Annotated in this window: 11 protein-coding genes and 1 pseudogene; 9 read left to right on the top strand and 3 right to left on the bottom strand. The window is 48.3% G+C overall.

The window, feature by feature from the left end:
- Positions 1 to 165: 165 nt before the first annotated feature.
- Positions 166 to 2,967, top strand: a pseudogene (uvrA, locus tag Q4563_RS23585) (excinuclease ABC subunit UvrA); the annotation flags it as partial.
- A gap of 60 nt (positions 2,968 to 3,027) precedes the next feature.
- Positions 3,028 to 5,766 carry an excinuclease ABC subunit UvrA gene (uvrA, locus tag Q4563_RS23580; RefSeq protein ID WP_442903697.1) on the top strand — a complete coding sequence of 913 codons (2,739 nt, stop codon included), beginning with the start codon at positions 3,028 to 3,030 and terminating at the stop codon, positions 5,764 to 5,766.
- A 212-nt stretch (positions 5,767 to 5,978) separates the two neighbouring features.
- Here uvrA (Q4563_RS23580) and Q4563_RS01210 read toward each other — a convergent pair whose 3' ends face one another.
- Together Q4563_RS01210 and Q4563_RS01205 are read right to left on the bottom strand one after the other, a co-directional pair.
- Complete coding sequence (locus Q4563_RS01210; RefSeq protein ID WP_303603337.1) at positions 5,979 to 8,276, bottom strand: chondroitinase-B domain-containing protein; 2,298 nt, start codon at positions 8,274 to 8,276, stop codon at positions 5,979 to 5,981.
- 522 nt (positions 8,277 to 8,798) lie between these two features.
- Positions 8,799 to 9,656 carry an MOSC domain-containing protein gene (locus Q4563_RS01205; protein ID WP_303603336.1) on the bottom strand — a complete coding sequence of 286 codons (858 nt, stop codon included), beginning with the start codon at positions 9,654 to 9,656 and terminating at the stop codon, positions 8,799 to 8,801.
- 801 nt (positions 9,657 to 10,457) lie between these two features.
- Between Q4563_RS01205 and Q4563_RS01200 the strand changes: the two genes are divergently transcribed.
- Both Q4563_RS01200 and Q4563_RS01195 read left to right on the top strand, forming a co-directional pair.
- The gene (locus Q4563_RS01200; protein ID WP_303603335.1) at positions 10,458 to 14,240 is read left to right on the top strand and encodes a thrombospondin type 3 repeat-containing protein; all 3,783 of its coding nucleotides are present in this window, start codon (positions 10,458 to 10,460) and stop codon (positions 14,238 to 14,240) included.
- 725 nt (positions 14,241 to 14,965) lie between these two features.
- Positions 14,966 to 15,886, top strand: coding sequence for an alpha/beta hydrolase (locus tag Q4563_RS01195; protein WP_303603334.1), 921 nt, complete (start codon positions 14,966 to 14,968; stop codon positions 15,884 to 15,886).
- 431 nt (positions 15,887 to 16,317) lie between these two features.
- Here Q4563_RS01195 and Q4563_RS01190 read toward each other — a convergent pair whose 3' ends face one another.
- Positions 16,318 to 18,228, bottom strand: coding sequence for a tetratricopeptide repeat protein (locus tag Q4563_RS01190; protein WP_303603333.1), 1,911 nt, complete (start codon positions 18,226 to 18,228; stop codon positions 16,318 to 16,320).
- A 505-nt stretch (positions 18,229 to 18,733) separates the two neighbouring features.
- Between Q4563_RS01190 and purE the strand changes: the two genes are divergently transcribed.
- The 5 genes from purE to Q4563_RS01165 all read left to right on the top strand — a co-directional run bounded on the left by purE (position 18,734) and on the right by Q4563_RS01165 (position 25,473).
- A complete protein-coding gene (purE, locus tag Q4563_RS01185) occupies positions 18,734 to 19,216 on the top strand; it encodes a 5-(carboxyamino)imidazole ribonucleotide mutase (protein ID WP_303603332.1) in 483 nt (160 codons plus the stop codon).
- Positions 19,216 to 20,337: a 5-(carboxyamino)imidazole ribonucleotide synthase gene (locus tag Q4563_RS01180; protein WP_303603331.1), complete on the top strand. Its 1,122-nt coding sequence runs from the start codon at positions 19,216 to 19,218 to the stop codon at positions 20,335 to 20,337. Before purE ends, Q4563_RS01180 begins: the two co-directional genes overlap by 1 nt.
- 236 nt (positions 20,338 to 20,573) lie before the next feature.
- Complete coding sequence (locus tag Q4563_RS01175) at positions 20,574 to 21,188, top strand: RNA polymerase sigma factor (RefSeq protein ID WP_215977428.1); 615 nt, start codon at positions 20,574 to 20,576, stop codon at positions 21,186 to 21,188.
- A 9-nt stretch (positions 21,189 to 21,197) separates the two neighbouring features.
- Positions 21,198 to 22,241: a FecR family protein gene (locus tag Q4563_RS01170; RefSeq protein WP_303603330.1), complete on the top strand. Its 1,044-nt coding sequence runs from the start codon at positions 21,198 to 21,200 to the stop codon at positions 22,239 to 22,241.
- A gap of 187 nt (positions 22,242 to 22,428) precedes the next feature.
- Positions 22,429 to 25,473: a TonB-dependent receptor gene (locus Q4563_RS01165; RefSeq protein WP_303603329.1), complete on the top strand. Its 3,045-nt coding sequence runs from the start codon at positions 22,429 to 22,431 to the stop codon at positions 25,471 to 25,473.
- Positions 25,474 to 25,502 lie beyond the last annotated feature (29 nt).

The following is a 25,502-nucleotide window of genomic DNA, read 5'->3' as shown; positions in this document are numbered from 1 at the left end:
ATTGATCAATAAGCAATTAGCTGACCCCTGTGATTAACGTCAAGGACAGGCATCTTATTTAGGCATACGTTCGTACTGTGAACAATTGACTTTTATCGGTTGGTCAACAAGGTCGATTACTGTATATTTACCCAGTCTTTTTCCTCAGTTGTGAGATTACTATCCATGAGTTTCGACGCTATTAAAGTACGCGGCGCGCGCCAAAATAACCTGAAAAATCTCGACCTTGATATTCCCCTCGGAGAAATGGTGGTGGTGACTGGGGTTAGTGGCTCAGGCAAGTCTACTCTAGCGTTCGACACCATCTACGCCGAGGGCCAGCGCCGTTACGTCGAAACCTTCTCGGCTTATGCCCGCCAGTTTCTCGACCGCATGGACAAACCCGCTGTCGATAGCATTGACGGTATTCCACCGGCTATTGCCATAGAGCAGAGCAACACCGTACGTACCTCGCGCTCCACCGTGGGCACCATGACCGAGCTTAACGACTATTTAAAGTTGCTGTTTGCCCGGCTCGCCAATCTTTACTGCTCGAGCTGTGGGCAACCGGTGGTGACCGATAGCTCGCAGAGCATTGTACAAACCTTGTTTGAACAATGGCCGTCCGATCAGCGCTTAATGGTTTGCCTGCCGGTGACCGTCCCCGCAGCTCTTAGCGACGATGAGGTACTGCAGCTGCTTAATCAGCAGGGTTATGCTCGCATCCACCAGCGCAATGGCACCCAGGTTGAGGTAGTGCAAGATCGCCTTAAACTAACCTCGCAAAACCGCGGCCGGTTAACCGAGGCTTTGGAGGCGGCGCTGCATTACGGCAAGGGGCATGTTCGCGTTTACCCCTTAGACGATAACCGCGAGGCGGGTGAGGCCAGGCATTTTTCCAGCCATCACCATTGCCCCAGTTGCGATATCAGCTACGCCCAGACTACGCCAAGTCATTTTTCGTTTAACTCACCGCTGGGTGCGTGTGAAACCTGCAAAGGCTTTGGCCGCGTCATTGGGGTGGACTGGGGGCTGGTTATCCCCGATGAAAGCAAAAGCTTAAAAGACGGCGCGATTAAACCTATTCAAACGCCTAGCTACGCCGAAGTTCAGCGCGATTTAATTAAGTTTGCAAAAAAGCGCGGTATTGCCATTACCAAGCCCTGGCGCGAACTGTCGGACGAAGAGCGCCACTGGGTACTCGAAGGTGAGGGCGGCTGGAGCAAGGGCGTCTGGTATGGCGTGCGCGAGTTTTTTGATTGGCTGGAATCTAAAGCCTACAAAATGCACATTCGTGTACTGCTCTCTAAGTATCGTGCCTACAGCCTATGTACTGACTGCAATGGCGCCCGCTTAAAAGCGCCATCACTGTGGTGGCGTATTGGCTCGCTCAATTTAGCCGAGCAAGCGCTGGCCGGGCGCGCGCGATTTAAACCCGTGGGCGCGACACTGCCCGATAAAACTTTTGCCCAGCTACCCGGTTTAAATATCGCCGACACCATGGGCTTGCCACTGGTTAACGTATTAACCTTCTTCACCCAATTAGAGGCGCAAAGCAAAGGCATAAATAACGCGCTCGACGAAGCCACCGAGCTCTTACTCAGTGAAGTTCGCTCGCGCTTAACCTATTTATGTGAAGTGGGGTTGGAGTATTTAACACTGGACCGACAGTCGCGCACCCTAAGTGGTGGTGAGGTACAGCGTATTAACCTGACCACCGCACTCGGCACCTCGCTGGTAAACACTTTGTTTGTACTGGATGAACCCAGTACCGGCTTGCACCCACGCGATATTGATCGTTTGGTTAAAGTCTTGCACCGCCTGCGTGATGCCGGTAACTCGCTGTTAGTGGTTGAACACGACCCGCAAGTGATTTTAGCGGCCGACCGAATTTTAGATATCGGCCCCAAACCCGGCCGCAATGGCGGCAATATCGAATTTTTCGGTACCCCCAAAGCCTTGCTCAAGCGCAAAACCAACACCACTGCGCGCTACTTAAACGGCAGCGAACAAATTGAAATGCCAAGTAGCGATGGTGTGGCAGAAATCGCCGCCGAATACTTGCCGACCTTAAAAGTACAAAGCGGCCAAAGTATTAACATTGAAGGCGCCTGCGCCCATAACTTAAAAAATATTGATGTCAGAATTCCACTTGGGCAACTGGTGTGCTTAACCGGTGTGAGTGGTTCGGGTAAATCCACCTTAATGCGGCAAGTGCTTTATCCGGCGCTGCGCAAGCATATGGGCGAGCAAACCGAAGCGCCCGGCGAGCACCGTGCCATTACCGGTATGGAGCTAGTCGATCAGGTCGTCATGGTGGACCAGAGCCCCATTGGCAAAACCACACGCTCCACCCCAGCCACCTATGTGGGCGCCTTTGATGCCATTCGCAAGTGTTTTGTCAGCACCCCGCAGGCCAAGGAGCGGGGCTATAAACCGGGTACTTTTAGTTTTAACTCCGGCAACGGCCGCTGCCCGACCTGTCAGGGAAATGGCTTTGAGCACGTCGAAATGCAGTTTTTAAGCGATGTGTATTTAAGCTGCCCAGAGTGTAACGGCAAACGCTTTCGTGATGAGATTCTGGAAATTAAACTACTTAAAGACCAGCGCGCCGTGTCTATTGCCGATGCGCTAGAAATGACGGTTAGCGAAGCGCTGAGCTTTTTTAACGATAAGCCCGATGTACTAAAAAGTCTGCAACCTCTGGCCGATGTAGGGCTGGAATATGTTCAATTGGGGCAGGCGGTGCCAACCTTAAGTGGTGGTGAGGCGCAGCGCTTAAAACTGGCCGGGCATTTGGCCAACATCAAAAGCCGCGAGCGCGATCATACGCTGTTTTTATTTGACGAACCCACTACCGGCTTACACTTTGCCGATATTGCCACCTTGATGCAGGCCTTTCGCCAGCTGCAAGCGTCCGGGCATTCACTGCTGATTATCGAGCATAATTTGGATGTGATTCGCGCCGCCGACTGGGTCATTGATATTGGCCCCGAAGGCGGCGACGCCGGTGGTGAGCTTATCGCCAAGGGAACACCACAAACGATCATGCAAAAGGCCAAAGGCTATACCGCTCGCGCACTAAACGAGTATTGTCACACACTCAACACCGGCGGCGCCTTATCGGTGGCTGATGGCATCAAACCGAAAAGCAAAGCAAAAAACGTGATTAGCGTGCACCACGCCCGCGAGCACAACCTAAAAAATATCGACGTTACAATTCCGCGCGATAAGCTTACGGTTATCTCGGGTGTGAGCGGCAGCGGTAAAAGTACTCTGGCGTTTGATTTGATTTTTGGCGAAGGCCAGCGCCGCTATTTAGAGTCGTTAAACGCCTACGCACGCCAGTTTGTGCAACCAGCATCGCGACCGGATGTAGACGCTATTTACGGCATACCGCCTGCTGTCGCCATTGAACAGCGCACCAGTCGCGGCGGGCGCAAAAGTACCGTTGCCACGCTAACCGAAATTTATCACTATCTGCGCCTTATGTACGTCAAGCTGGGCGTGCAACATTGCCCCAGCTGTGATGTGGCTATCGAGCCGCAAACGGTGGATGCCATTTTGGCCCGCTTGCAGAAAGACTATCGCGGGCAAGCGGTTACCTTGCTCGCTCCACTGGTGGTGGCGCGCAAAGGTATTTACCGCGAACTGGCTCAGTGGGCGCAAGAAAAGGGTTACCCTCAGTTGCGGGTCGATGGCAACTACCTTGCCACCGACGATTGGCCTAAGCTCGACCGCTATAAAGAGCACAATATTGAGTTGCCTTTTAGCACTCTCTCCATAGAGCCCAAACAGCAACAAACCCTTTTGGCTGCCCTGCAGCAAGCACTGAGCTTAGGCAATGGCGTGGTGATTGTCGCACCCGCTAATGCTGCCAAGGACAATGCTAAAGTTAAGTCTAAAAGTAAGAGTAAAGAGCGCTTGTTTTCTACCCAGCGGGCCTGCCCAAGTTGTGGTTGTGGTTTTCCCGAGCTGGACCCACGCTTGTTTTCTTACAATTCAAAACACGGCTGGTGCGAAGGTTGCTTTGGTACCGGGGTAAAACTTAAAGGCTTTGACGAAGAACAATCTGGCGAAGAGAGCAGCTGGCAACCCGAAGAGGACGGCTGCGACTCCATCTGCTCTCAGTGCCAAGGTCAGCGCCTTAACCCGACAGCGTTGTCTGTGCGATTTCGCCATAAAAGCATTGCCGAATTAGCCGCACTGCCGGTGCTTGAGGCCGAGCAGTGGTTTAGCAAGCTAACACTCAAAACCGATGAGCAAGCCATAGCCCGCGATCTACTCAGCGAAATGCAAAATCGATTACACTTTTTGCAAAAAGTCGGACTGAATTATCTAACCCTGGATCGCGCCGCGCCCACCTTAAGCGGGGGCGAGGCGCAGCGTATTCGCTTGGCTGCCCAGCTTGGTTCGAGCTTGCAAGGTGTGTGCTATGTGTTGGATGAACCCACCATTGGCTTGCACACCCGCGACAACCGCAAACTGCTCGACACCTTGCGCGAGCTACAACAGCAGGGTAATACCGTATTGGTGGTAGAGCACGATGAAGACACCATGCGCGAAGCCGATCATATTATTGATATCGGCCCCCGCGCCGGTGTTAACGGCGGTAATGTGGTGGGCGAGGGCAGTGTTGCCAAGCTTATGAAAACCAAGCAGTCGCTGACAGGGCAAATGCTTGCGCAACCTTTACGTCACCCCATGCCCGAATTGCGCAACCGTGAGATGCGCACTTTATGGGAGAAAGAGTCCATCATCATAGAAGGCGCCAACCAAAACAATCTACAAAACGTCGATGTGTCTGTACCACTGCATCAACTGGTTGCCATCAGCGGCGTTAGTGGCAGCGGTAAAAGCACCCTGGTGCGCGGCGTCCTTTACCCCAATGTAAAAACCGCCATCGCCCAAAAACGCAAACCTAAACAGCCGTGGCAAGGGGCTAAAAGCATCGCAGGCTGGCAAGGCATAGACCGTATCCTGGAGGTAGATCAAACCCCTATTGGTAAAACGCCGCGCTCGTGCCCAGCCACTTATATTGGTATTTGGGATGCGATTCGCAAACTATTCGCCGGCACCGTAGATGCTCGCCTTCGCGGTTACACCCCCGCACGTTTTTCGTTTAACGCCGGCGATGGCCGCTGCGAAGGTTGCGGCGGTCAGGGCATGCAGAAAATAGAAATGAATTTTCTGCCCGATGTACGCGTCCCTTGCGACGTTTGCCACGGTTGGCGCTTTAACGACGAAACCTTAAGTGTGCGTTACAAAGGCAAACATATTGGCGACGTGCTCGCCATGAATATTGACGATGCCTGTGAGTTTTTTAAACCCATTAGCAAGGTTCATCATGCCTTACGTTTAATGCAAGATGTGGGTTTGGGTTATTTAACGCTTGGCCAGCAAAGCCCAACCCTAAGCGGTGGCGAAGCACAACGCATTAAGTTGGTGGCCGAATTGGCCAAAGCTAAAATGACACCGGAAGATGCCAAAGGCCGGGGTCATCAACACAATCTATACGTGCTGGACGAGCCCACCGTAGGCCTGCATATGGCGGATGTGGACAAGCTTCTGCATGTACTGCACCGCTTAGTGGATGCCGGCAACTCGGTGCTCGTTATTGAGCACAATCTCGATGTCATCGCCGAAGCAGACTGGGTGATTGATATGGGCCCCGAAGGGGGTTCAGGCGGAGGTAAGGTTGTGGCGCAAGGCACACCGACGACGGTCGCCAAGCGTAAAAGGTCGTTGACCGGAAAATATTTAGGAGCGGTTTTACAAGGAGCCTAAACGTGCGCTTTGCCTATGGTGTTAGACATTAGCCAGCCGTCCGACTTCAGACCTGTTCAGTAGACCTGTTCAGTTTATCTTTGGAGGTTGGTCTTGATGGCAAGAGAGAGAAAGAGAGATGCCTTCGTTTTAATGCGCGGTTTAGTACCTATTTAAAACGGGCAACTCTCTTTTTTGGTGAATATTTCAGGTAATGTTTAACCCATAAAGAATTAGTACATCAGTTCCAGCTTAAGGTTTTGAACAACCTTAATTTCGCCGGAGTTTTTAATCTCGTTATTTTCGGGTTTTTGGCCTTTCTCCCCCCAAAGAACGGCGATAACCTTAACCGGATTGTCTTTAAAGGTGTTGTTCGCGAGGCTTACGTTCACAATACCCCGATTTTTGATCAGCATACTTTCTTGTTGCATTTTTCCCGAGTTGGTCACGGTGTTATTTTCAAACACCAGATTGCCACCAATGGTTGATTCATCGTAACCGCCACGATGAAAGTCCAGCACTGATTGAGCAATGCTATCGAAGGTCGAGCCGGTGATGGTCAAGAACTCTACGTTGTAGTTACCCTTGTTGCGGGTTTCTTTATTGAGCAAAAAGCCGTTCTGGTTGTTGGTAAAGCTTGAGTCGGTAACCAGAATATTATCAGCAAAAGAACCTCTTGATACGTCCAGCACATTAGCGAAATTACTAACATCAGAGTTACTGATAGTTAGGTCATAAGCTTTAGACATGTGCTTTTTTAGGGTAGTAAAAGCATTTTGTTTTTGATTGCCGAGCAGTTGAATACCGTCGATGTGCAAGTGAGAGCTGGGGTGTAGCGTAAAGGCAGTGCCCTCAGCCGTTACGTTAATAGTTGCACGGCTGTCACTATTCGCAGAGCGAAGTGTTATCGCTTTAGTGACATCGACGGCCTCCGTTAGCTTATAAGTGCCTGCACTTAGCTCAATAATATCGCCAGCGTTTGCGCTCTGGATACTCACCACAAGATCTTCACTATTCGCCACCGGAATAGTTTTAGCCTGTGCTTGCTCCGGCTCTGGGTTAAACCAAGAGGTACCGTATAACGATTTATCAATCAGGGTAACGTCTTGGCCCACAGGGGAGACGACGGCGCCTACACTGTTGCTGTCGGCTCTTGAGTTGCCAAACAGGTCGGTACTAATTTTGTCGAAGTCAAATCCATGATAGGTGTCACTGTGGTTAGACGTGGGCACCATCAAATAGTCTGCAACGTTGGTCATTTCTATGCGTTTTTTTGCAACACCCCGATCTTGAACCTCTGATTTATTGGCGTGATTGGAGATATTATTTTTAAACTCAACACCGTCCACTTTATCGTAGCTGTAGATGGGGTATTCCGCTTTATCAGAATTGTAGATCAAGTTGTTAGCAAAGATAGTGCGGGTAGGGCGCGCTGATCGAATTTCCGATTTAGGCAGAACATCGCTTTGATCAATATTGGTGCCAACGCTGAAGTACCAAGGGGTGGGCGTTTCCACAAACGAGTTATAGGCCAAAACAACATCGGTTACCTGGTTGTATCGGTTAAGTGGCGATTTAGGAATGCCATTCATTACCGCGATAGGCGCGCGGAACTTTTCACCCGAGAGCTTGTAAAAATAGTTGTTGGTGATCCAGTGGCCGGTATTAATAACGCGAATACCGCCATAAAACTCAGAGTCGCCGCCGATAAACACATTGCCGTCAATAGTGGCGTAATTTCCGTGGCGCAACACTAGCGAGCCTTCGCTTTTATAGAATACGTTGTTTTTAAACTGGTTAAAGTTTGACTTGCTGGAAATAATTTCCACTTCACCATTGCAGCGATCAAACAAGTTGCCTTCAACATTAGTGTACGAGGGCGTCATAGAGGTGCTGCTGTCACCAATTTGCATGGTCTCGCCGTGAGGGCCGCCTTTGCGTGGCCGTGGGCCAAAGTGGTTGTTGATAATCTGGTGGTGATTGTTGACGTGCTGATTGCCTTTAAGCTGAACCATCACGGTGGGGCCGAAGTTTGATTTTCCGGCGATGTAGTTATTGCTGAGCTCGTTGTGCTGGCCCCAAAACTCGACCCAGGTATCTTTAACTTCGCGGTCTTTATGGGTGAACTCTTCGATAACGCTATTAGTAAACTTAGAGTGGAAGGCCGCACGCTGACTGTCAATTCTAAATGAAACAACCGGGCCATCGGCACTGTAACCGTTTCTAAAGTGCAAGCCTTCTACATTAAGATAGCTTCCGCCCAGCCTAAGGTTAGACTCGCCCTCAATAAATACCTTGCCGTTGGTTTCGGCCTTGAGAGTAATCGGCTCGTCTTTTGTGCCCTCGCCAGAAAAAACGATCTCAAGATCTGTGTAGGTGCCATTCTCTAAAATGATGTTATCGCCCGCTTGGGCTTTTGCAATGGCTTTTTGTAAACTCTCGGCATTTTCAGCCCGAAAGTCCGCTGCAAACGAGGAGCTATAGGCCGACACTAGGGCCAGTGTGCCCAGCATGCTAAATAGTAGTTTCATAGTATCCTTCTTTTATAAGATTATTATGGCTATATTATGATCAAAGTTCATTCTAACTGAAGCCGCTGGATATTGTAGATGACAAAGCACAGCCGACAAAACTATAACATTATTGGCCTAACCGATAACCCGGCTGCGGGCCTATATACAGTGCTAATGGACGGTCAAAACCCTTGTTTAGTAAATAGTTGTAAAGTTTCCTTTCCCACCCGGCGGGTACGCCATTCGGCTTTCCCGATAGTTTATTAACTAACCAGCCAGGTACAGTAGAGCCTCTCGCCATACTGATATCGCTAGGTGGGCGTAAAGAACGCAGTCTTGCTGTAATCGCCTGAGATCGAAACAGCTCCTTTCAAACTAGTGCAGAAGGCCCATACGGCTAACGACTTTAGTTTCTTGTTATATGTGAAAATCGCTCTAGGAGAGTCCCAATACATGCTCCGAAGGGCTATTGACCTAAAATGGGCGATTTTAGCAGTAGGGTGCATACTGGGATGGAGCGTCTCCTATGCGGAGCCCTTGTTATTGCAGATAAACCGCATCGCCCACTCTCAACTCGCCTTCTTCTTGAGTGGAGCCGTAAATTCCTAGGTTCTGATCGGCATCGCGAACAACTGTCCGCAGCATTGACGCGTCGAACGCCAGGGCGTTTTGTGCACGAGTAATAGCGCCGCAACGCGGTGCTGCCGCTGTACAGGGTATATTTAATCCTGCAATGGTAAGTTGTCGACCAATCCAGGCTTGCTCAACCAAACCCTGGTGCCCCTCAGGGGTTTCAATAACGATATTGGGCCGAAACCGGCGCACATCCCAATCTGCCTCTGGCAGTTTTTGTTGCATGCTCTGAATACTGGCGGTAGTAATAAAGTGCAGGGGCGAGACTAAAAAGAAAGTGCCCGGAATAGTGACAAAATCCTGCACCTGCTGTGGCATTTGGCTAAAGTCGGGTAGGGGCTCTCCCGGCTCACGAGTAAAGGTCGCTTTTAACTCATCCAGCCAAGTCTCCCCCTTGACTTTATAGCGTCGGTAAAACGCTAGGTTTTCGCCGTCGTCATATAAAGGTTTTAATCTTTCTAGTGTTGAGTCGTGGCCAACAAGAGATGACAACCGATCATTTAGAGAGGTATCGTCGGAGCTAAGTGCATCACCATGGGGCATTGTGATGCTAACTGAGCCATCCTTCATCAGTATTGCGGTGCACTGCAGCAGCTCGGGACGAAACTTACAGCTTTGTACTTCCTGACGTTGAGTGTCTCGCAGCGCCCAAATTCGGTCACCGAACACACCGATCTCACCGATAGAGCAACACTCTAGTTGCTCGCCAGCCATCCCTTTCACTGGATAGCGCCAAATCTCTTTTACAACCCCCACTTGTTGCATGATGCACCTCATAAATCGCTAGATTAGCCTTCTAGACAACTTAGCACACTACGTTAAATGACCAATATCGACATTTACGGACAAGTTGAAACAGTGACGTTGGTCGTACATTAATAGTTTCGACATACCTAGCTTTAGGCCGCTTTTTTATAGAGGTATGACTCTCTAGAGCCACCGCTACGACTCCGTATTAAAAAGTTAAGCTGTGGGCCTGACTCCATGTTCGGATTTTAGACGCCTTTATTGCAAACAAAAACGCACCATCATGGATTAAGTCACAAACAAATAAATACGCCATTAAAAGTTTTACGGGACTCGACATTGACAAACCCCCCAAAAAATAATCATCACCAATGTCGGCGCACCATTAGCGGTCACAAACCCACAAGGCAAGAGAGTATAGATTTTCGGATTGATTAATTTTTAATACTTTTTTTTAATAAAAAGATTAATTTATTATCAGAAATAAATGATTTTAATATTCGATTTCAAACCTTACATTTTTTTATATTCTAAACCCTGATATAAATATGAATTAATGCGCCAAATATTAAAAACATAATATAAACAATGTTTTTAATAGCAAGTTATAGAATTTTTGGTTGATAGAAAACCACAGCCATTTCTACTATTTATTAAATTACGGCAAAAAAAATAAAAGAAGCAATGCTTGAATAAACATATTTGAAATTTAAAACACATGGAGATCACAAGATTTTGTATTTTTGTTTTAAAAATATTTGAAAATAGAATTTATTTTCTTTGGGGAATAATTAGTTATACACCAGGGTGAGGTACAGTATGAACAAGATTTTAATTCTCATTATTTCATTACTCTTTCTTTGTTCGTGTGGCGGCTCCTCTTCGTCAGGCGGATCTACATTTTCCTCTTCCAGCAGCCCGGGGTTCGAAGAACCCGATCCAATTGACATTCCAACTGATTCTGATAACGACGGCATTGCCGACGCAGACGATAACTGTCCGGTCACCGCCAATGAAAATCAGATTGATACCGATGAAGATGGTATTGGTGACGCCTGTGATTTTTCCGGTGGGCCCGATGATGATGGCGATACAATTCCCAATGTGGTGGATAACTGTCCAGCCATCGCAAACCCCAACCAACAAGATATCGACAACGATAATGTTGGCGATGCTTGTGATCAAGACGATGACGGGGACGGAATAACCGATGCGGAAGACAACTGTCCAACACTCATCAACCCCAACCAAACAGATACAGATGGCGATCGTATCGGCGACGCTTGTGATGGTGATTCCGACGGCGATGGTGTTCAAAATGACAACGACAATTGTCCTATTTTGGCGAACACTGCGCAATCTGATTTGGATGATGATGGCGTTGGCGATCTATGTGACTCAGACAAAGATGGTGACAACATTGAAAACGCCGAAGACAATTGTCCTGCCGACAGCAATGAAGATCAGTTAGATACAGATGCTGACGGTATTGGCGATTCCTGCGACCTAAATAGCGATGTCGACGGTGATGGTTTCGATGATGGTATTGATAACTGCCCACTCGATCCCAATGCTGACCAACTCGATCAAGACTTTGATGCAATTGGCGATGCCTGTGATATTGACTCCGATAACGACGGGGTTGCCGACAGCGGCGACAACTGCCCATTAGTGCCTAACACTAGCCAGCTGGATAACGATCTAGATGGTCTAGGTAACAGCTGTGACAGTGATACCGATGGCGACAACATTAGCGACGAGCTAGATAACTGCCCCTACACCCCAAACCCAGAACAAAGCGATTTGGACAGTGATGGTATTGGGGATGCGTGTGATCTAGATCAAGACGGTGATGGTATACCTGATTTTACCGACAATTGCCCAGCGGCTGCTAATGCTAATCAACTTGACGATGATGAAGACGGTATTGGCAACTCCTGTGACGATGATCGCGATGGTGATGACGTTCTGAACCCCGGGGATAATTGCCCCAATGTTGCCAACCCCGATCAAGTTGATAGCGACAATGACGGCATTGGTGATGCTTGCGATACCAGCACTACGCCCGACGACGATCTAGATGGTGACGGCATTATCAATGAGCAAGATAATTGTCCACTGACCCCCAATGCCAATCAATCCGACATTGATAATGATGGAATAGGAGACGTCTGTGATGATGACCGCGATGACGACACGGTTAATAATCCTGGCGACAACTGCCCTAACATTGCCAATGAAGATCAGCTTGACTCTGACGGAGACGGTATAGGTGATGTCTGCGATAGTGAAGACACAACCGACACCGACAACGACGGTATTATTGACGATCTGGATAATTGTCCACTTACCTCAAATCCTAACCAAGAAGATTTGGACAATGATGGTATCGGCGATGCCTGCGATAACGATCTGGACGGCGACAATGTTACCAATGACGAAGATAATTGTCCGGTTACTGCGAATGCCGACCAAATAGATACAGACCAAAATGGAATCGGCGACGCGTGCGATGCAGATTCTTCTCCCAACGACGACCTTGATGGCGACGGCATTATTAATGAGTTGGATAATTGTCCGCTTACGCCTAATGCCAATCAATCGGATATTGATAACGATGGAGTAGGGGACGCCTGCGATGATGACCGTGACGGCGATACGGTTAATAACCCTAGCGACAACTGCCCCAACATTGCCAATGAAGATCAACTTGACTCTGACGAAGACGGTATTGGTGATGTCTGCGATAGTGAAGACACAACCGACACCGACAACGACGGAATTTTCGATGACTTAGATAACTGTCCGCTTACCGCCAACCCCAACCAGGAAGATTTGGACAATGACGGTATAGGTGATGCCTGCGATAACGATGTAGACGGAGACAATGTTATCAATACAGATGACAACTGCCCTGTTACCGCAAATGCTGATCAAGCGGATACAGACGGAGATGGTATTGGCGATGCTTGCGACTCCACCGTAAGTAACGATACCGATGACGACGGCATCGTTAATGATATCGACAATTGCCCGTTAATAGCCAACAGCGATCAGGCCGATATCGATGGTGACGACATCGGTGATGTTTGCGATAACGATATGGACGGAGACGGTGTAAACAACGGCAACGATAACTGCCCCGCTAATGCTAACACCAATCAAAATGACTTGGACGGTGATGCAGTAGGGGACGCTTGCGATAACGACACAGACGGTGACGACATCGATAATGAGCAAGATAATTGCCCCATGACCGCCAACACCAACCAGGATGATTTGGACAATGACGGTGTCGGTAACGCGTGTGACAATGATGTCGATGGTGACAGCATTTCAGATGATGCCGACAACTGCCCAGTGAATACTAATAGCGATCAGCAAGACACAGACAGTGACGGCATTGGTGATGTTTGTGACAGCAATACCGACACAGACAACGACGGCATCGACGATGGCTCAGACAACTGCCCAGCTACCGCTAATGCGGATCAGCAAGACAGCGACAATGATAACCTGGGTGATGTTTGTGATGACGATATCGACGGTGACGGTATTAACAATACGCCCGACAACTGTCCGTTAACGGCCAATAGCAATCAAACCGATGCTGATGGTGATGGTATTGGTGATGCCTGTGATAACTTTATCGATACTGATAGCGATGGTGTTGAGGATGAAGCAGACAACTGCCCGTTAGTCGCCAACTCCGATCAAGCTGATACCGACGGCGATGGTCTGGGCGATATGTGCGACTCTGATCGGGACAACGACGGCATTGAAAACGAAACCGATAACTGTCCGCTCGTGCTCAACCCAGGGCAGAACGATTTTGACAATGACGGTATCGGTGACGCTTGTGACAGCGATCAAGATGGTGACAACGTGGACGATGATTCCGATAATTGTCCGGTGGTTGCCAATTCAGATCAAACTGACACAGACAACGACGGAATTGGTGATGCCTGTGACGACGATCGTGATAACGATGGCGTGATCAACGCAAGCGATAACTGTCCATTAAACGCAAACTCCGATCAAGCCGACACCGACGGTGACGGCATCGGCGATGTATGCGATAGCGTGGAAGATATAGACTGCGGCTCAGACAAACTCTTTAAACCAATACACGGTGACTCTTCCAGTGTAGTGTCCGGTGTGGAGGGCGTACTTTGTGTCGGCTGTGGAGTTGACAGCAATTCACTGGTCATCGACGAAGACCTTAACAGCTACGCTCGTATGTATACCCTCGTCGGTGTGGCAAGCCAAGTGTATATTCGTGTAACAGACGGCGCGAATACTTACGAAGGCCCCCGACGTGTTGGTGTAGTACTGACTAAACCCGACAACTTGCTAGACTTATCTCTATTAGAGCAAATCTCTATAACTACCTATAAAGATGGTGAGGCACAGCAATCTGGGGGAGCAGGGGGGCTGTTAGGTCTGCAATTATTGGGGCTGTTAAACAACCCCGGCCAGCAAATATTGGTAATCGAAACGGACAATGATTTTGACTCCGTAGAAATACGCCAAAATGCTGTACTCGGTGCGCTCGAAGAGCTACGAGTTCATGCCATGTGCGTTGCACCTCCCAGTCAATAACCCACTGAACTGAGCCCGGGGATACTTCCGGGCTCTAAAAGAACACCTTCATCGATATCTCCACCCTGTTGCCCCTACTTGTAGGGGCTTTTTTATGCTCCTTTTACAATTTGAAACAATACTGTGTCGGTAGTGTATCCCCCCCCCTAAAAGCAACGCGTCAATAACAACGACAAATAGCTCAAACACTCAGTAATTCCCCTTACAGTGACAGTTGGCGGATAAAGCGACACATCTATTCCAATTGGTTATTTTACAGCCTCCAATAGTTAATTTAGTATTCAAACCAGTCGTGTATTATGCGACTAAGGAATAATAAGACTGTCGATACCTTTGGGTTGAAACGGATTGTCACCGAGCCTATGCAGTGAATAGGGCTCCCCGCTCGCAAGAACCTCGCGACACCAGTCTCAATTTAGGATGGACTCTTCCCTGAAACATTTTGGGAGAATTTTTCACGATCTAATTTGGCGCATTTTACACATATTCAGCTTTTGGCGCTTTTTTCAATATTTATTACGTGAAGAAATGAACTACGGCGACAGTTGAGCCGTAGTTAATGGAGTTCGGGAATTGAGTCCCGCACATACCGGTCAAATCTGACCACTATCCGAATGGACCATCGGTTTTTAAAGCGGTGTTAGCGCACCGGGGTTCCGTTCGGCCTCAAAAAAGTATGGCGCTTATTACCGCACAAACAACAACGTTATCGGTAAGGGCTTCATATGAAAACATTAGTAAGTGCGTTAAGTTTTATCTTCATTCTTCAACTAACCGCATGCGGCGGAGGAGGTGGCTCTACTTCTTCGGCTACAAGCAGTACCCCCATTAGTTCAAACAGTAAAGATGAACTGCAAACCCCTGAAGCTCCCCCCGTACAAAGCGCATCTCCCGAAGACGATACTAGTGGCGAAAGCCAAGAAAGTACTGATAACGATGTAAATTACACTTTTTTGAAAGGTCACCCACAACCAGAGCAAGTCATCAGCTCAGTCATTACCGGTATTGATTACCCAGTAAACGTCTATTTACCTGTGGGTTATCACGAATCCAGCCAGAATTACCCCATTATTTATGCGCTAGACGGACAGGTTCTATACCCAGGACTGCCATACTTACTGGAGCAAGAGGGGGTAAACGCCATACTTGTCGCAATATCAGAAGGCCCCGATGATCGTCGCCGTACCGACTATCTACTGCCCGGCGCAACCGATTTTTTCCACTTTATCACCACCGAATTAATCCCCCTAGTTGAGCCCGGACTGCGTATCGAACCCGCGCAAAGAAGCATTGTTGGCACCTCATTTGGTGGTGTAATGGCAGGGTTAACCATGCTGATGGACGACGTTAGCGATCCATACTTCCATAACTTTTTAGCTTTTGATGCCAGTTTTTATCAACATCAAGCTGAAACCGAAGCGCTAGAACTTGAGCGCTATCTTGCCAGCAATGAGCTAAATGGCCGCTTATTTCTATCCAGCGCCGTGCCTGAGGGCAACGATCAGTACGTTACAGACTTTGAAAGCAGCCTAAATGAGCGCGCATTTTCAGGCCTACAAATCGTAAAACGTGAATACAACACAACACACGGCGCGATTACCGAGCCATCATTTAGAGAAGCCGTGTCGTTGTTTTTTAATCCTTAAGTGATTTTTTAGACCTAAATGGGTATTTATTTAGCCTTAATAAATGCCCATTAAGCTCAAAATGCCCATAAGCCATAGTCCGACGGCAGGCAGAGAGCACAACTGAATACCAGTTACGAATCCGCAATACTACGAATACAGGCCAAATCAACAAACTACTCATCCACGACTTATCAATCCATAAGTGCGCATAATGTATATTATGTTAAATTCAATATTTACTCGCAAAAGGCTCATTCGCCGAAATTAGAAGATTACCCTTATATCCTGAGTTTCAATCGAAACTTCCTTACCCCCCCCCACTTATATTTGGTGGTAAGTTACTGATATCGAGCTTTTGAGGAGTTATTTTTTCTGGCTGCAAGGCGCTCAATATTTGGCGAAAACTTAAGACATAAATGCAGCTCAGCGAGGCGAATGGATGCATGGGGTTAATCATCGCCAGATTTTTGCATAAAATTGAGCGATATAAATGACTCTGGGTTAGTACTGAAGCGCCTGGCACGCTGCAGCCAGCGGTTATAGGACTGAGATTGTTGCAAAGTTTTGAGTTCGACCAACAGTTCTCGATAAAAATCTGAGCTATCTGGCTGAATTACCAGTGCCTGGGTGAAGTACTCAACGGCAAGTTCATGCTGCTGATTTGAACGCGCAATCAAACCCAAATACTTATATGCACCGGCCAATATGGGCTGCAACTCAAGTGCCCTTTGCAAATGTTTAGTGGCTTGCTCCGGCTTATTTACGCGAAACAGCGCCAAGCCCAGAGTAAAATGGGCAGAGTCTGTTTCTTCCTGTTCCAACCGCTGTTTAAGTAACGCAATCGCTGGTTCAATTTTTCCCTGCCCTATCAATGCTACTGCGTGCTGCTGTAAGACCAGCGGGTCACTGTGCCCTTGGCGCCGCACGAACTCGGCGGTTTTTTCCGCCTCTTCAAACTGTTGGTTTTTTAGTTGGCCCTTAAGTAATACCAAATACGGTGTTAGCGTTTCCGGCTGTTGATGGATGAGTTCATTCTTCATCGCATTTAACGCGTCTGGATATGCTAAGGCTCTCACCACGCTGGCGACTCGATAAAGCGACAACTCCGCTCCTTGGGGCGGATATCCAAAAGGCAGTGCTTGTACATCCACAATATTGGGCTCGTGCGGCAATACTGGTGCTACCAGTGCCTTGTGGTCGAACGGCCCTCGTGCAATACGATGATCCGTCATCGTAACCTTGATGACATCCTGTGTACGCCGGGTTGGCATATGGCAGCTTACGCAGGTGTCAGTCGTTTTTTGCCCACCATGAATTGAAGTCAGCTGATCCTGTGTGTGGCAATCGGTACACACCTCACCAACCTTTTTACGAAACGACACGGAATCAGGCTTTACGTGTGGGTCGTGGCAGGTTATGCAACCGAGAGCACCTGCAGATTTCTGATAACACTCGCTGCCCCACAATCGATAGCCATGGTGATTAATTTCAAAACGCTGTTCAGCGGGTCTATTGGGCTCGGTGATATCCATATGCACCAAATACTCAGACAGGTCTTGACCTGGCCGAAAGGCATAATCCGGCTGCCCAAAGCGTCGCATTCCGATGATAGAAACCGAGGGCAACATATGACATTGAAAACACACTGAATCCCGCTGCAGAGGCGGTAACTTAGCCGGATTGGTAATAGCGGCGCGAATCGTCGACAATTCGCCGCCATTTAAGGCCGTTTGAATATGTGAGGCTCCGGGCCCGTGGCAACGCTGACAGCCAGTGCCCTGCGGCAATTGTTGTGGAAAACGATGAGGCCTCGCTGCATGATCACTCCCGGCCGGCACCTCGGGAAAGGCGTTGTGGCAAAACATGCATTGGCGCTTGACCTGGCGTTGTACGCCTAGGTGGTGACCGGACTCAAAACCCGGCGCCATACCCCAGGTGTCGGTTTCCGAATACCAGCCCAGTGGCAACTGATACAACTGCCCCCAATCTGTCTGATACAAATACGAGCGCGACCTGTTCCCCGAGCCCAGTATCCAATCTATATCCACTGAGAACTGGTTAAATCGGGTGCCGTCCGCATCCTGTTGCCAGCGATTAAAGACCAGTCCGGTAGAGGTTTTGTCTATCTGATAATAGCGTTGTGATGGCGCGTGATAGTATATCTCCCCAAACCTTTCCATTGGCTTAGCTTCTGCTGGGCGTTTGAAGGATTGAGCCATTCCTACGTGCTGATAGCTTTCAAACTTATCGACATGACAAGTACCACAGCCAGCATCATCCACATACCCTGATGCCGCTCCTGTTGTGGCATGCAGATTTAGCTTGGCAAGCTCATCTTCGCCGAACGCATTCAGTGACAAGAGCACTCCAAGACTTAAGCCTAACAAAACCCAGATTAACCACCCTACAGTTAATCCAGATCCTGTGCCCGCATTGTAACTCTGCGGCGCTCGCCGCCAATTTGATAGAAAGATAAGGCGCATAGTTACAATTGTGAATCCTTTTTGAACTGAAACTTGGGCCTCACCTAAAAGTAATTGAATCCTAGGTCGTCGGCTATTTGTTTCATTTTATAACCACTCAAAATCTAAAAAGCGATCACTGCCTGACTACTGGGTTATTTAGTCAAAATATCACTAAACATCAGATATACAATACACGATGAAGACTCTAGGCATTGGCTGGAGGCAAAAACTGGTATTGTAAGCGATCATACCCTCCCCTTAATCTTGTCGCGAGCCCATCCAGAGCGATACTTCGGCTTACTTAGATTACAATCGCCTAAAAATTAGGATTAATTCGCCATATTCCGGTAAAATGCGCGGTTTTCTTATTTGGAACGTTTCCGCCGCTTTGAGGTAATTTATGCAAGATCCCGTTGTCAGCATCATTATGGGCTCCCGATCCGACTGGCCTACCATGCGCTTGGCTGCCGATATATTGGATGAGTTGGGTGTAGCCTATGAAACTCAGGTGGTGTCCGCACATCGTACCCCCCAACGCCTGTGTGAATTTGCGGAACAGGCGCCAGGGCGCGGTATTCGTGTAATCATCGCCGGTGCGGGCGGCGCAGCTCATTTACCCGGTATGGCAGCGGCCATGACTCATATTCCCGTGGTGGCCGTTCCGGTCTCCAGCCGTCAGCTCAAAGGCCTCGATAGCCTTTTATCCATTGTACAAATGCCAAAGGGCGTAGCCGTTGCCACCCAGGCAATTGGTGAAGCAGGCGCAGCCAATGCCGGCGTTATGGCAGCTCAAATACTGGCCGTTAGCGATGCTGAGTTGAGTCAGCGCTTTATTGAGTGGCGCAAGAATCAAACCGACTCGGTACCGGTGGAGGTCGAATAATGCGCGTTGCAGTTCTCGGCTGTGGCCAATTGGCCCGTATGATGGCCTTAGCAGGCATACCTATGGGTATGAGCTTTAGCTTTTTATCGGAAAACAACGAAGATACGGCCCCCGTTGCCGGATTGGGTCCGATAACGGCTATGGATGAGGACTTATCAAGTCACGAGCTTTATGAAGCCTTAGGCAAGCCCGATGTGGTGACCGTAGAGCGCGAGCAGTGCTCTTTAGTACCTTTGCAGCGCCTCGCCGAACACTGCGCTGTGCACCCTAACCCCCAGGCTATTTATCAATGCCAAAACCGCGAACGTGAAAAGCAGCTACTGATTCACTGCCAGGTACCTCACACGCCGTTCGTCAGCGTGGCCTCTGCCGATGAGTTGCAGTCGGCCGTAGAAACCCTGGGGTTTCCGCTTGTTATCAAACACACCGAGCAGGGCTACGACGGCAAAGCACAATGGCGCCTTTACGATCAGAACGATGTGCAAAACTTTATAGCGAGCGCTCATTTTGAACGCCAGTCAGACAATGCATCGCCTTATGTTGCCGAGCCTTTTATGGATTTCGAGCGCGAGGTGTCCTTTATTGGCGTACGCGGCGTCAATGGCGAAGTTAGGTTTTATCCCGCCACGGAAAACGTGCACAAAAACGGAGTGCTTTTACACTCTCTTGCCCCTGCCCCGCATTTATCCGATGAGTTAATCGCGACGGGGCAAGCTGGCCTAAAAGCGATTCTGGAACATTTGGACTATGTGGGCGTAATGGCTATGGAGTGTTTTGTGACTTCAAGCCAGCTTTGGGTCAATGAGCTCGCCCCGCGTGTACACAACAGTGGTCACTGGACCATGCACTGCGCGGTTGCCAGCCAATTTCAAAACCATATGCGCGCCATCGCAGGGTGGCCGCTGGGAAACACCCAGCTGACAAGTGTGGCCGCCATGTTGAATTTGCTCGGCATAGAATTGGACCAAGACAACCAACTTGAGGACGACGCCACCTTAGATTGGTACAACAAGTCTGTTCGCCCGGGCCGCAAACTAGGTCACTTGGTCATTAACGACCAGAGTACAGATGGTGCCATTGAACGGCTCAATCGACTAAAACAAAAAATCTACCGAGACTAAAGCCACAAACCTCAGCTTTTAAAGAGCGCTTGTCCATGCAAGCGCCCTTTCCTCTCGACAATCTTAAGCCCTTGATTTTTCACATACATTCTAGCTGAAAAGCCACCCACCGCCCCGCCCGTCATATAATTGCAATACTAACCCAGTATGGTTCGGCCTTCCCGCTGTGGTCTGCGACTCTAACACCACCGCTTAACGTTTACTCGGCTGACAACGCACTTGGGGCTTCCTTAGTTATGTCGTATTTGGAAAGAAACCAGTCGATACTGCAGGTGCACCACCCGGAGCAGGAAACCACCAGCAAGACGTTTCTTAACCACGTAAAAGCTATTCGTCAGCATGCTTCTACTTTTTTTAAGAATAGTCAGGATGTAGACGACCTGGTTCAGGAGGTCTATGTGAAAGTTATTGAGCGCGGCGGGCTAAGCGATGTGCGTGCCCCTAAAGCATTTTTATGCAAGGTCGCGAGAAACCTCGCCATTAATGAAAAAAACCGCTCTGGTGTTCGCTTAAACGACTCTATAGAGTCTGCTATAAACGACCATAATACACCCACCACCATTGAACTCGACGAGCAAGCAGAGCAACATCAGCGTTTCATTCATTTTTGTGATGCTATAAACCGCCTTCCTGCGCAATGCCGAAGAATATTTATAATGAAGAAAATTGAGGGAATATCCAATAGCGATATCGCCCGACAACTGAACATCTCGGTTGGTACGGTCGACAAGCACCTGGCCAAGGGGATGATTGAGTGCAAAGAGTCACTGAAGCAGCTAGGGCATTTCGAGCCGGCACTCAAAGAAAAAATCCCCCCTGCCCTTAAAACCATAAATAACAATATTCGCTAGATTAATCCCATGAGCAAAGTAAAAGCATTTAAAAACAAAATATCGGTCCAGGAAGAGGCTGCTCACTGGGTGATTGAGCTAGATAAAGGCGATCTTAATCAAGCCCAGCAACGCGAATTAAGCGACTGGCTTAAGCAGAGCAAAAGAAACGAAACTGAATTTTTTGAGCTCGCAGAAATATGGGGCCTTGCCGATCAGTTAAAAGATTGGGTTGCCATCGAGACCGACGAAAGTGAGCCTTCTTCAGGTAAAAGAGGCGGCTGGCAAACTCCCCAAGCGATTGCGGCAAGTGTTTTTGCAGTTTTTGTACTATTTACCGCGCTGCTTTGGCCGGGCCCACAGAAAACCGACGAACTAGAACCTAAAACATTTCAAACGGCTGTGGGTGAAATTAGTGAAATCTCTCTCAGTGATGCCTCCACAGTATCTCTCAATACAAACTCAAATATTGAAGTTATTTACTCAGAAACGGCTCGGCGGGTAATTTTACATAGTGGCGAGGCCCTATTCACCGTAACCAAAGACAAACAACGCCCCTTTTCCGTACAGGTTGGAGACAATGTAGTAACCGCAGTTGGTACCGCTTTTAATATTAGAAAAACCGGACCAACGGCCAAGCTAACCGTTACCGAGGGCATTGTTAGCATAGCGGACCATACTACAATCTCCACCGGGCAAAACAACCATAATACAGCGGATAATATTATGGTGAATGCCGGCGAAGAAGTGATCTTCAAGAAATTTGAAAAACCTCAGGCATCACCATCCACCAGCAAAGAAATAGAAAGAAATCTTTCGTGGACCAGCGGAATGCTTTCGTTTGAAGACACTCCCTTGCTTGAGGCCATTGAAGAAATATCACGCTACACCGATGTCAAAATTGTATTGGCAGACGAGTCATTAAAGTCGCTTAAAATCGGAGGTTATTTTAAAGCAGGAGAAACGGATTCAATGCTTCAAGCATTGCAGCTCAGCTTTAATATAGAAGCGCAAACAAGTAAGGATAACGTTGTTTTGTTAAAGAAAAATGACGATCAACGTGCTTTGTATTAAATTTCAATCAAATAAAAAAACATCGAACTTTTTTAAAAAATCCACTGGTAGATTTTCACTTCCCCCTTGTCCTTTACTACGAGACTTGACGGCTTACCCCGCAATTCGAATAAGCCGGTATTGTCTCGTCGTTATTTTGAGCGCGAACGCAGCTCAAAGCTTTTCCGCCCCAACGTCTGCATCAGGGGTGCCAGAAAGCATTGAACTGCAACGCATTGAATTTGACATACAACAATTACCGGCCAATAAAGCACTGCAGATTTTTGCTAAACAAGCAAATCTTCAGGTTCTTTTTTCGGCAGAGCTTGTGAAAGGTTTAAAAGCAAATTCGATATCGGGTTTTTACTCAATACCGGAAGCTATTGCACAGGTTCTGTCTGGAACAGGGTTGCAGCCTAAGATTACCGACAGCCGGATATTGACCATAACTGCCGACAACAGCAGACCGTCAAACGAGGAAAGACAAGTGGATTTTAAGAAGAAGCAACTTTCAGGCATCATTGCATTTCTTACCGCCATGGTAAGCAATTCAGCCACCCAAGCCCAAGAGATTGAACCGGGCGACCATATCGAGCAAATGATCGTTACCGGCAGCTACCAGAAAAGCTTGGAAAAAGCCGTCGACATTAAACGAAACAGCATTGGTTTTTCCGACTCTGTGGTTGCCTCAGACATCGCCGACTTCCCCGAGCAAAACCTGGCAGAGGCCCTACAACGCATTCCGGGCGTTACTATTGAGCGCAACAAAGGCCTTGGCAACAAAGTTAATGTTCGCAGCTTACCCAGTGAGTTCACCCATGTATCGATAAACAACCTGGCGACAGCATCTGGCAGTGGCGGGCGCGATGTTGAATTCGACATGTTTGCCTCTGATATTATTCAGCAGGTAAAAGTGAAAAAATCTCCTACCGCTGCGGATGAAGAAGGCGGAATCGCGGGAACCGTAGAAATCCAGACTGCACGCCCATTCGATTACAGTGGCCGTAAAGTTATTGTTTCTGCCGAGGGTGCCTACAACACCATTTCAGAAGAAGTTGACCCGAATTTTTCACTGCTAGCGAGCAATACAGTTGGCAACTGGGGTGCCTTAGTGTCATTTTCTAGCTCACAGAGAACGAATCGAACAGACGCTAACTCTGGTGTGGACTTTCGCCCTCTTTCCCGTTGGCTCGAAAAATCAGGCTCTTCTCAGCACCAGTCAGACCAAGCCGCAGCGGTTCTTGAACGCGACACAGGCATTGTCATCAATGACCGATTCAATGACGACGAAACCGGCCGTGTTGTATTTCTAAACAAAGCCGGCGACCGGGCTTACTTAAATGAGCAGGAAAAGTGGGGAGCTACAGCCTCCATTCAATTTAAACCAAGCAATAATTTCTCCCTGACCTTTGATGCACTGGTCGGCAAGTATGATGCAACCGAAGATGAGTATGATGCCGCCGCATACTCCGCCTCAAGTCCAAGCTCTCTCGCAGAAATTCACGATTACGACAGCACCACACTCTCTGATTACGGCATTACCGTTCTCACTGATACGTCTTACGCTCTGACTCAACACGAATTTTTGAGCAAAGAGGACGTGAACGAAACCGACTATCAACAATTCAGCCTTGCTTCCGAGTGGTCTGTAGGCTTATGGTCCATCGACGGATTGTTGGGCTATTCGGGAGCGGAGAAGTTCTCGGACCGAACCAACCTTAAACATACCTCTTATGCACCTTCGCGCACGCGTTATACCGATCAAGGGGGCCAGACCCTCATGAGCGACGATCCAGACTCCATCGATATGTATAACGCCCCTTCCAGTTACCTCTTCGACTTCTACGATGTTACTTTGGAAGAGATACAGGATGATAAGTACGCAGCGCAGTTCGATGTTAGCCGTGAAATGCACATCGACTTCCTGCCCGCTTTGGCGGATATTCACTTTGGTGTTCGCTATACAGATAAAAGCAAAAAGCGCAATCAAGGCGACAAAGAAGTTAAAGGGCCATCGGCAGACGACTCTAGCTGGAGCGGTGTTCGCACACTGCAAGATAGCGAGCTAACACCTATAGAAGAACTGGTGCCTGGCGGCGAGTATTTACCGGACTTATCCTATAGCCCAAGCTGGGCTCAAGTATCCAATGAGTATGCACGGGACTTATTCCGCTACGATGGCTTCCACGTGGATTATGCCCCCGACCAATACTACCAAGTGGATGAGGAAGTATTTAGCCTCTACGCCATGGCCGATTTTGAGTTTGATATTCTATCGCGACCTGCCTTAATCAACGCCGGTTTTCGATATGTAGACACCTCCGTTTTATCTTCCGGTTTTCACCAAGTGCAAACTACCGACGGCTCTACCGTTTACACTTCTGAGCCTGTCTCTAAAGACGGCAGCTATGATGACCTCCTGCCCAGCTTTAATATGAAAGTAGAGTTAAGCGAAAACTTAATGTTTCGTGCTGCCGCGTCACAGACTTTAATGCGCCCAGCGCTAACCGATATCGCCTACAAACGCTCAGTTAGCTTGAGTGAGTTTAAATACTACGATGGCAACCCGGACTTACAACCTACCTACGCAGATCAGTGGGAGCTAGGGGTTGAATATTACCTGGAAAGCGGCGGTATTCTCTCGGCCTCATATTTTGAAAAAGAAATCGAAGGCGTAGTGCGCGAATCGCTGACAGGAATAGTCCCTAATGTTACCAAGTACAACGATAACGGCACTCTGGATGGCGTCTACGACTTTGAAGTCTATCAAAAGATTAACGCTGAGGGCTCCTATGACGTATCAGGGGTTGAATTAGTTGCTCAATTTCCATTAACAATAATTAGTGAATCTTTAGAAGGTTTTGGTATTAATGCCAACTACACCATTTTAGATAATTCACTAACGGGTGAATCAGACCTTAACATTCCCACAGCACCGGAAGGGCTCGCCGAAAACACTTATAATCTAGTAGCTTATTATGAAAACGATCGTTTCAATGCGCGTATTCTCTATAACTACAAGGACAAATATGTAGAGCGTATTGAGCGCGATATGTATCCCGTGTATCGCGACAGCTACGGCCAGCTAGACCTCTCTCTCGGTTTCTATGTCACAGAAAACATTAAGCTCTCTTTAGAAGGCATTAACATTACCGAAGAAGCGACCCAAGGTTACACCATGGATCCACGCTTCCCCACTATGTATGAAGTCTCCGGCAGCCGTTACACATTAGGCGTACGCGCTAACTTTTAAGCATGGCATCTCTTGGCACAAGGACGTGC

Source organism: Gilvimarinus sp. 1_MG-2023 (assembly GCF_030548285.1).
The sequence above is the reverse complement of the archived record's forward strand: the minus strand, read 5'-3'. Positions and strand labels throughout refer to the sequence as shown.

What these genes read in the sequence shown, in the direction of transcription:
- uvrA (WP_442903697.1), top strand. Translation starts at nt 3,028, where the DNA reads ATGCAAAAGGCCAAAGGCTATACCGCTCGCGCACTAAACGAGTATTGT.
- Q4563_RS01210 (WP_303603337.1), bottom strand. Translation starts at nt 8,276, where the DNA reads ATGAAACTACTATTTAGCATGCTGGGCACACTGGCCCTAGTGTCGGCC.
- Q4563_RS01205 (WP_303603336.1), bottom strand. Translation starts at nt 9,656, where the DNA reads ATGCAACAAGTGGGGGTTGTAAAAGAGATTTGGCGCTATCCAGTGAAA.
- Q4563_RS01200 (WP_303603335.1), top strand. Translation starts at nt 10,458, where the DNA reads ATGAACAAGATTTTAATTCTCATTATTTCATTACTCTTTCTTTGTTCG.
- Q4563_RS01195 (WP_303603334.1), top strand. Translation starts at nt 14,966, where the DNA reads ATGAAAACATTAGTAAGTGCGTTAAGTTTTATCTTCATTCTTCAACTA.
- purE (WP_303603332.1), top strand. Translation starts at nt 18,734, where the DNA reads ATGCAAGATCCCGTTGTCAGCATCATTATGGGCTCCCGATCCGACTGG.
- Q4563_RS01180 (WP_303603331.1), top strand. Translation starts at nt 19,216, where the DNA reads ATGCGCGTTGCAGTTCTCGGCTGTGGCCAATTGGCCCGTATGATGGCC.
- Q4563_RS01175 (WP_215977428.1), top strand. Translation starts at nt 20,574, where the DNA reads ATGTCGTATTTGGAAAGAAACCAGTCGATACTGCAGGTGCACCACCCG.
- Q4563_RS01170 (WP_303603330.1), top strand. Translation starts at nt 21,198, where the DNA reads ATGAGCAAAGTAAAAGCATTTAAAAACAAAATATCGGTCCAGGAAGAG.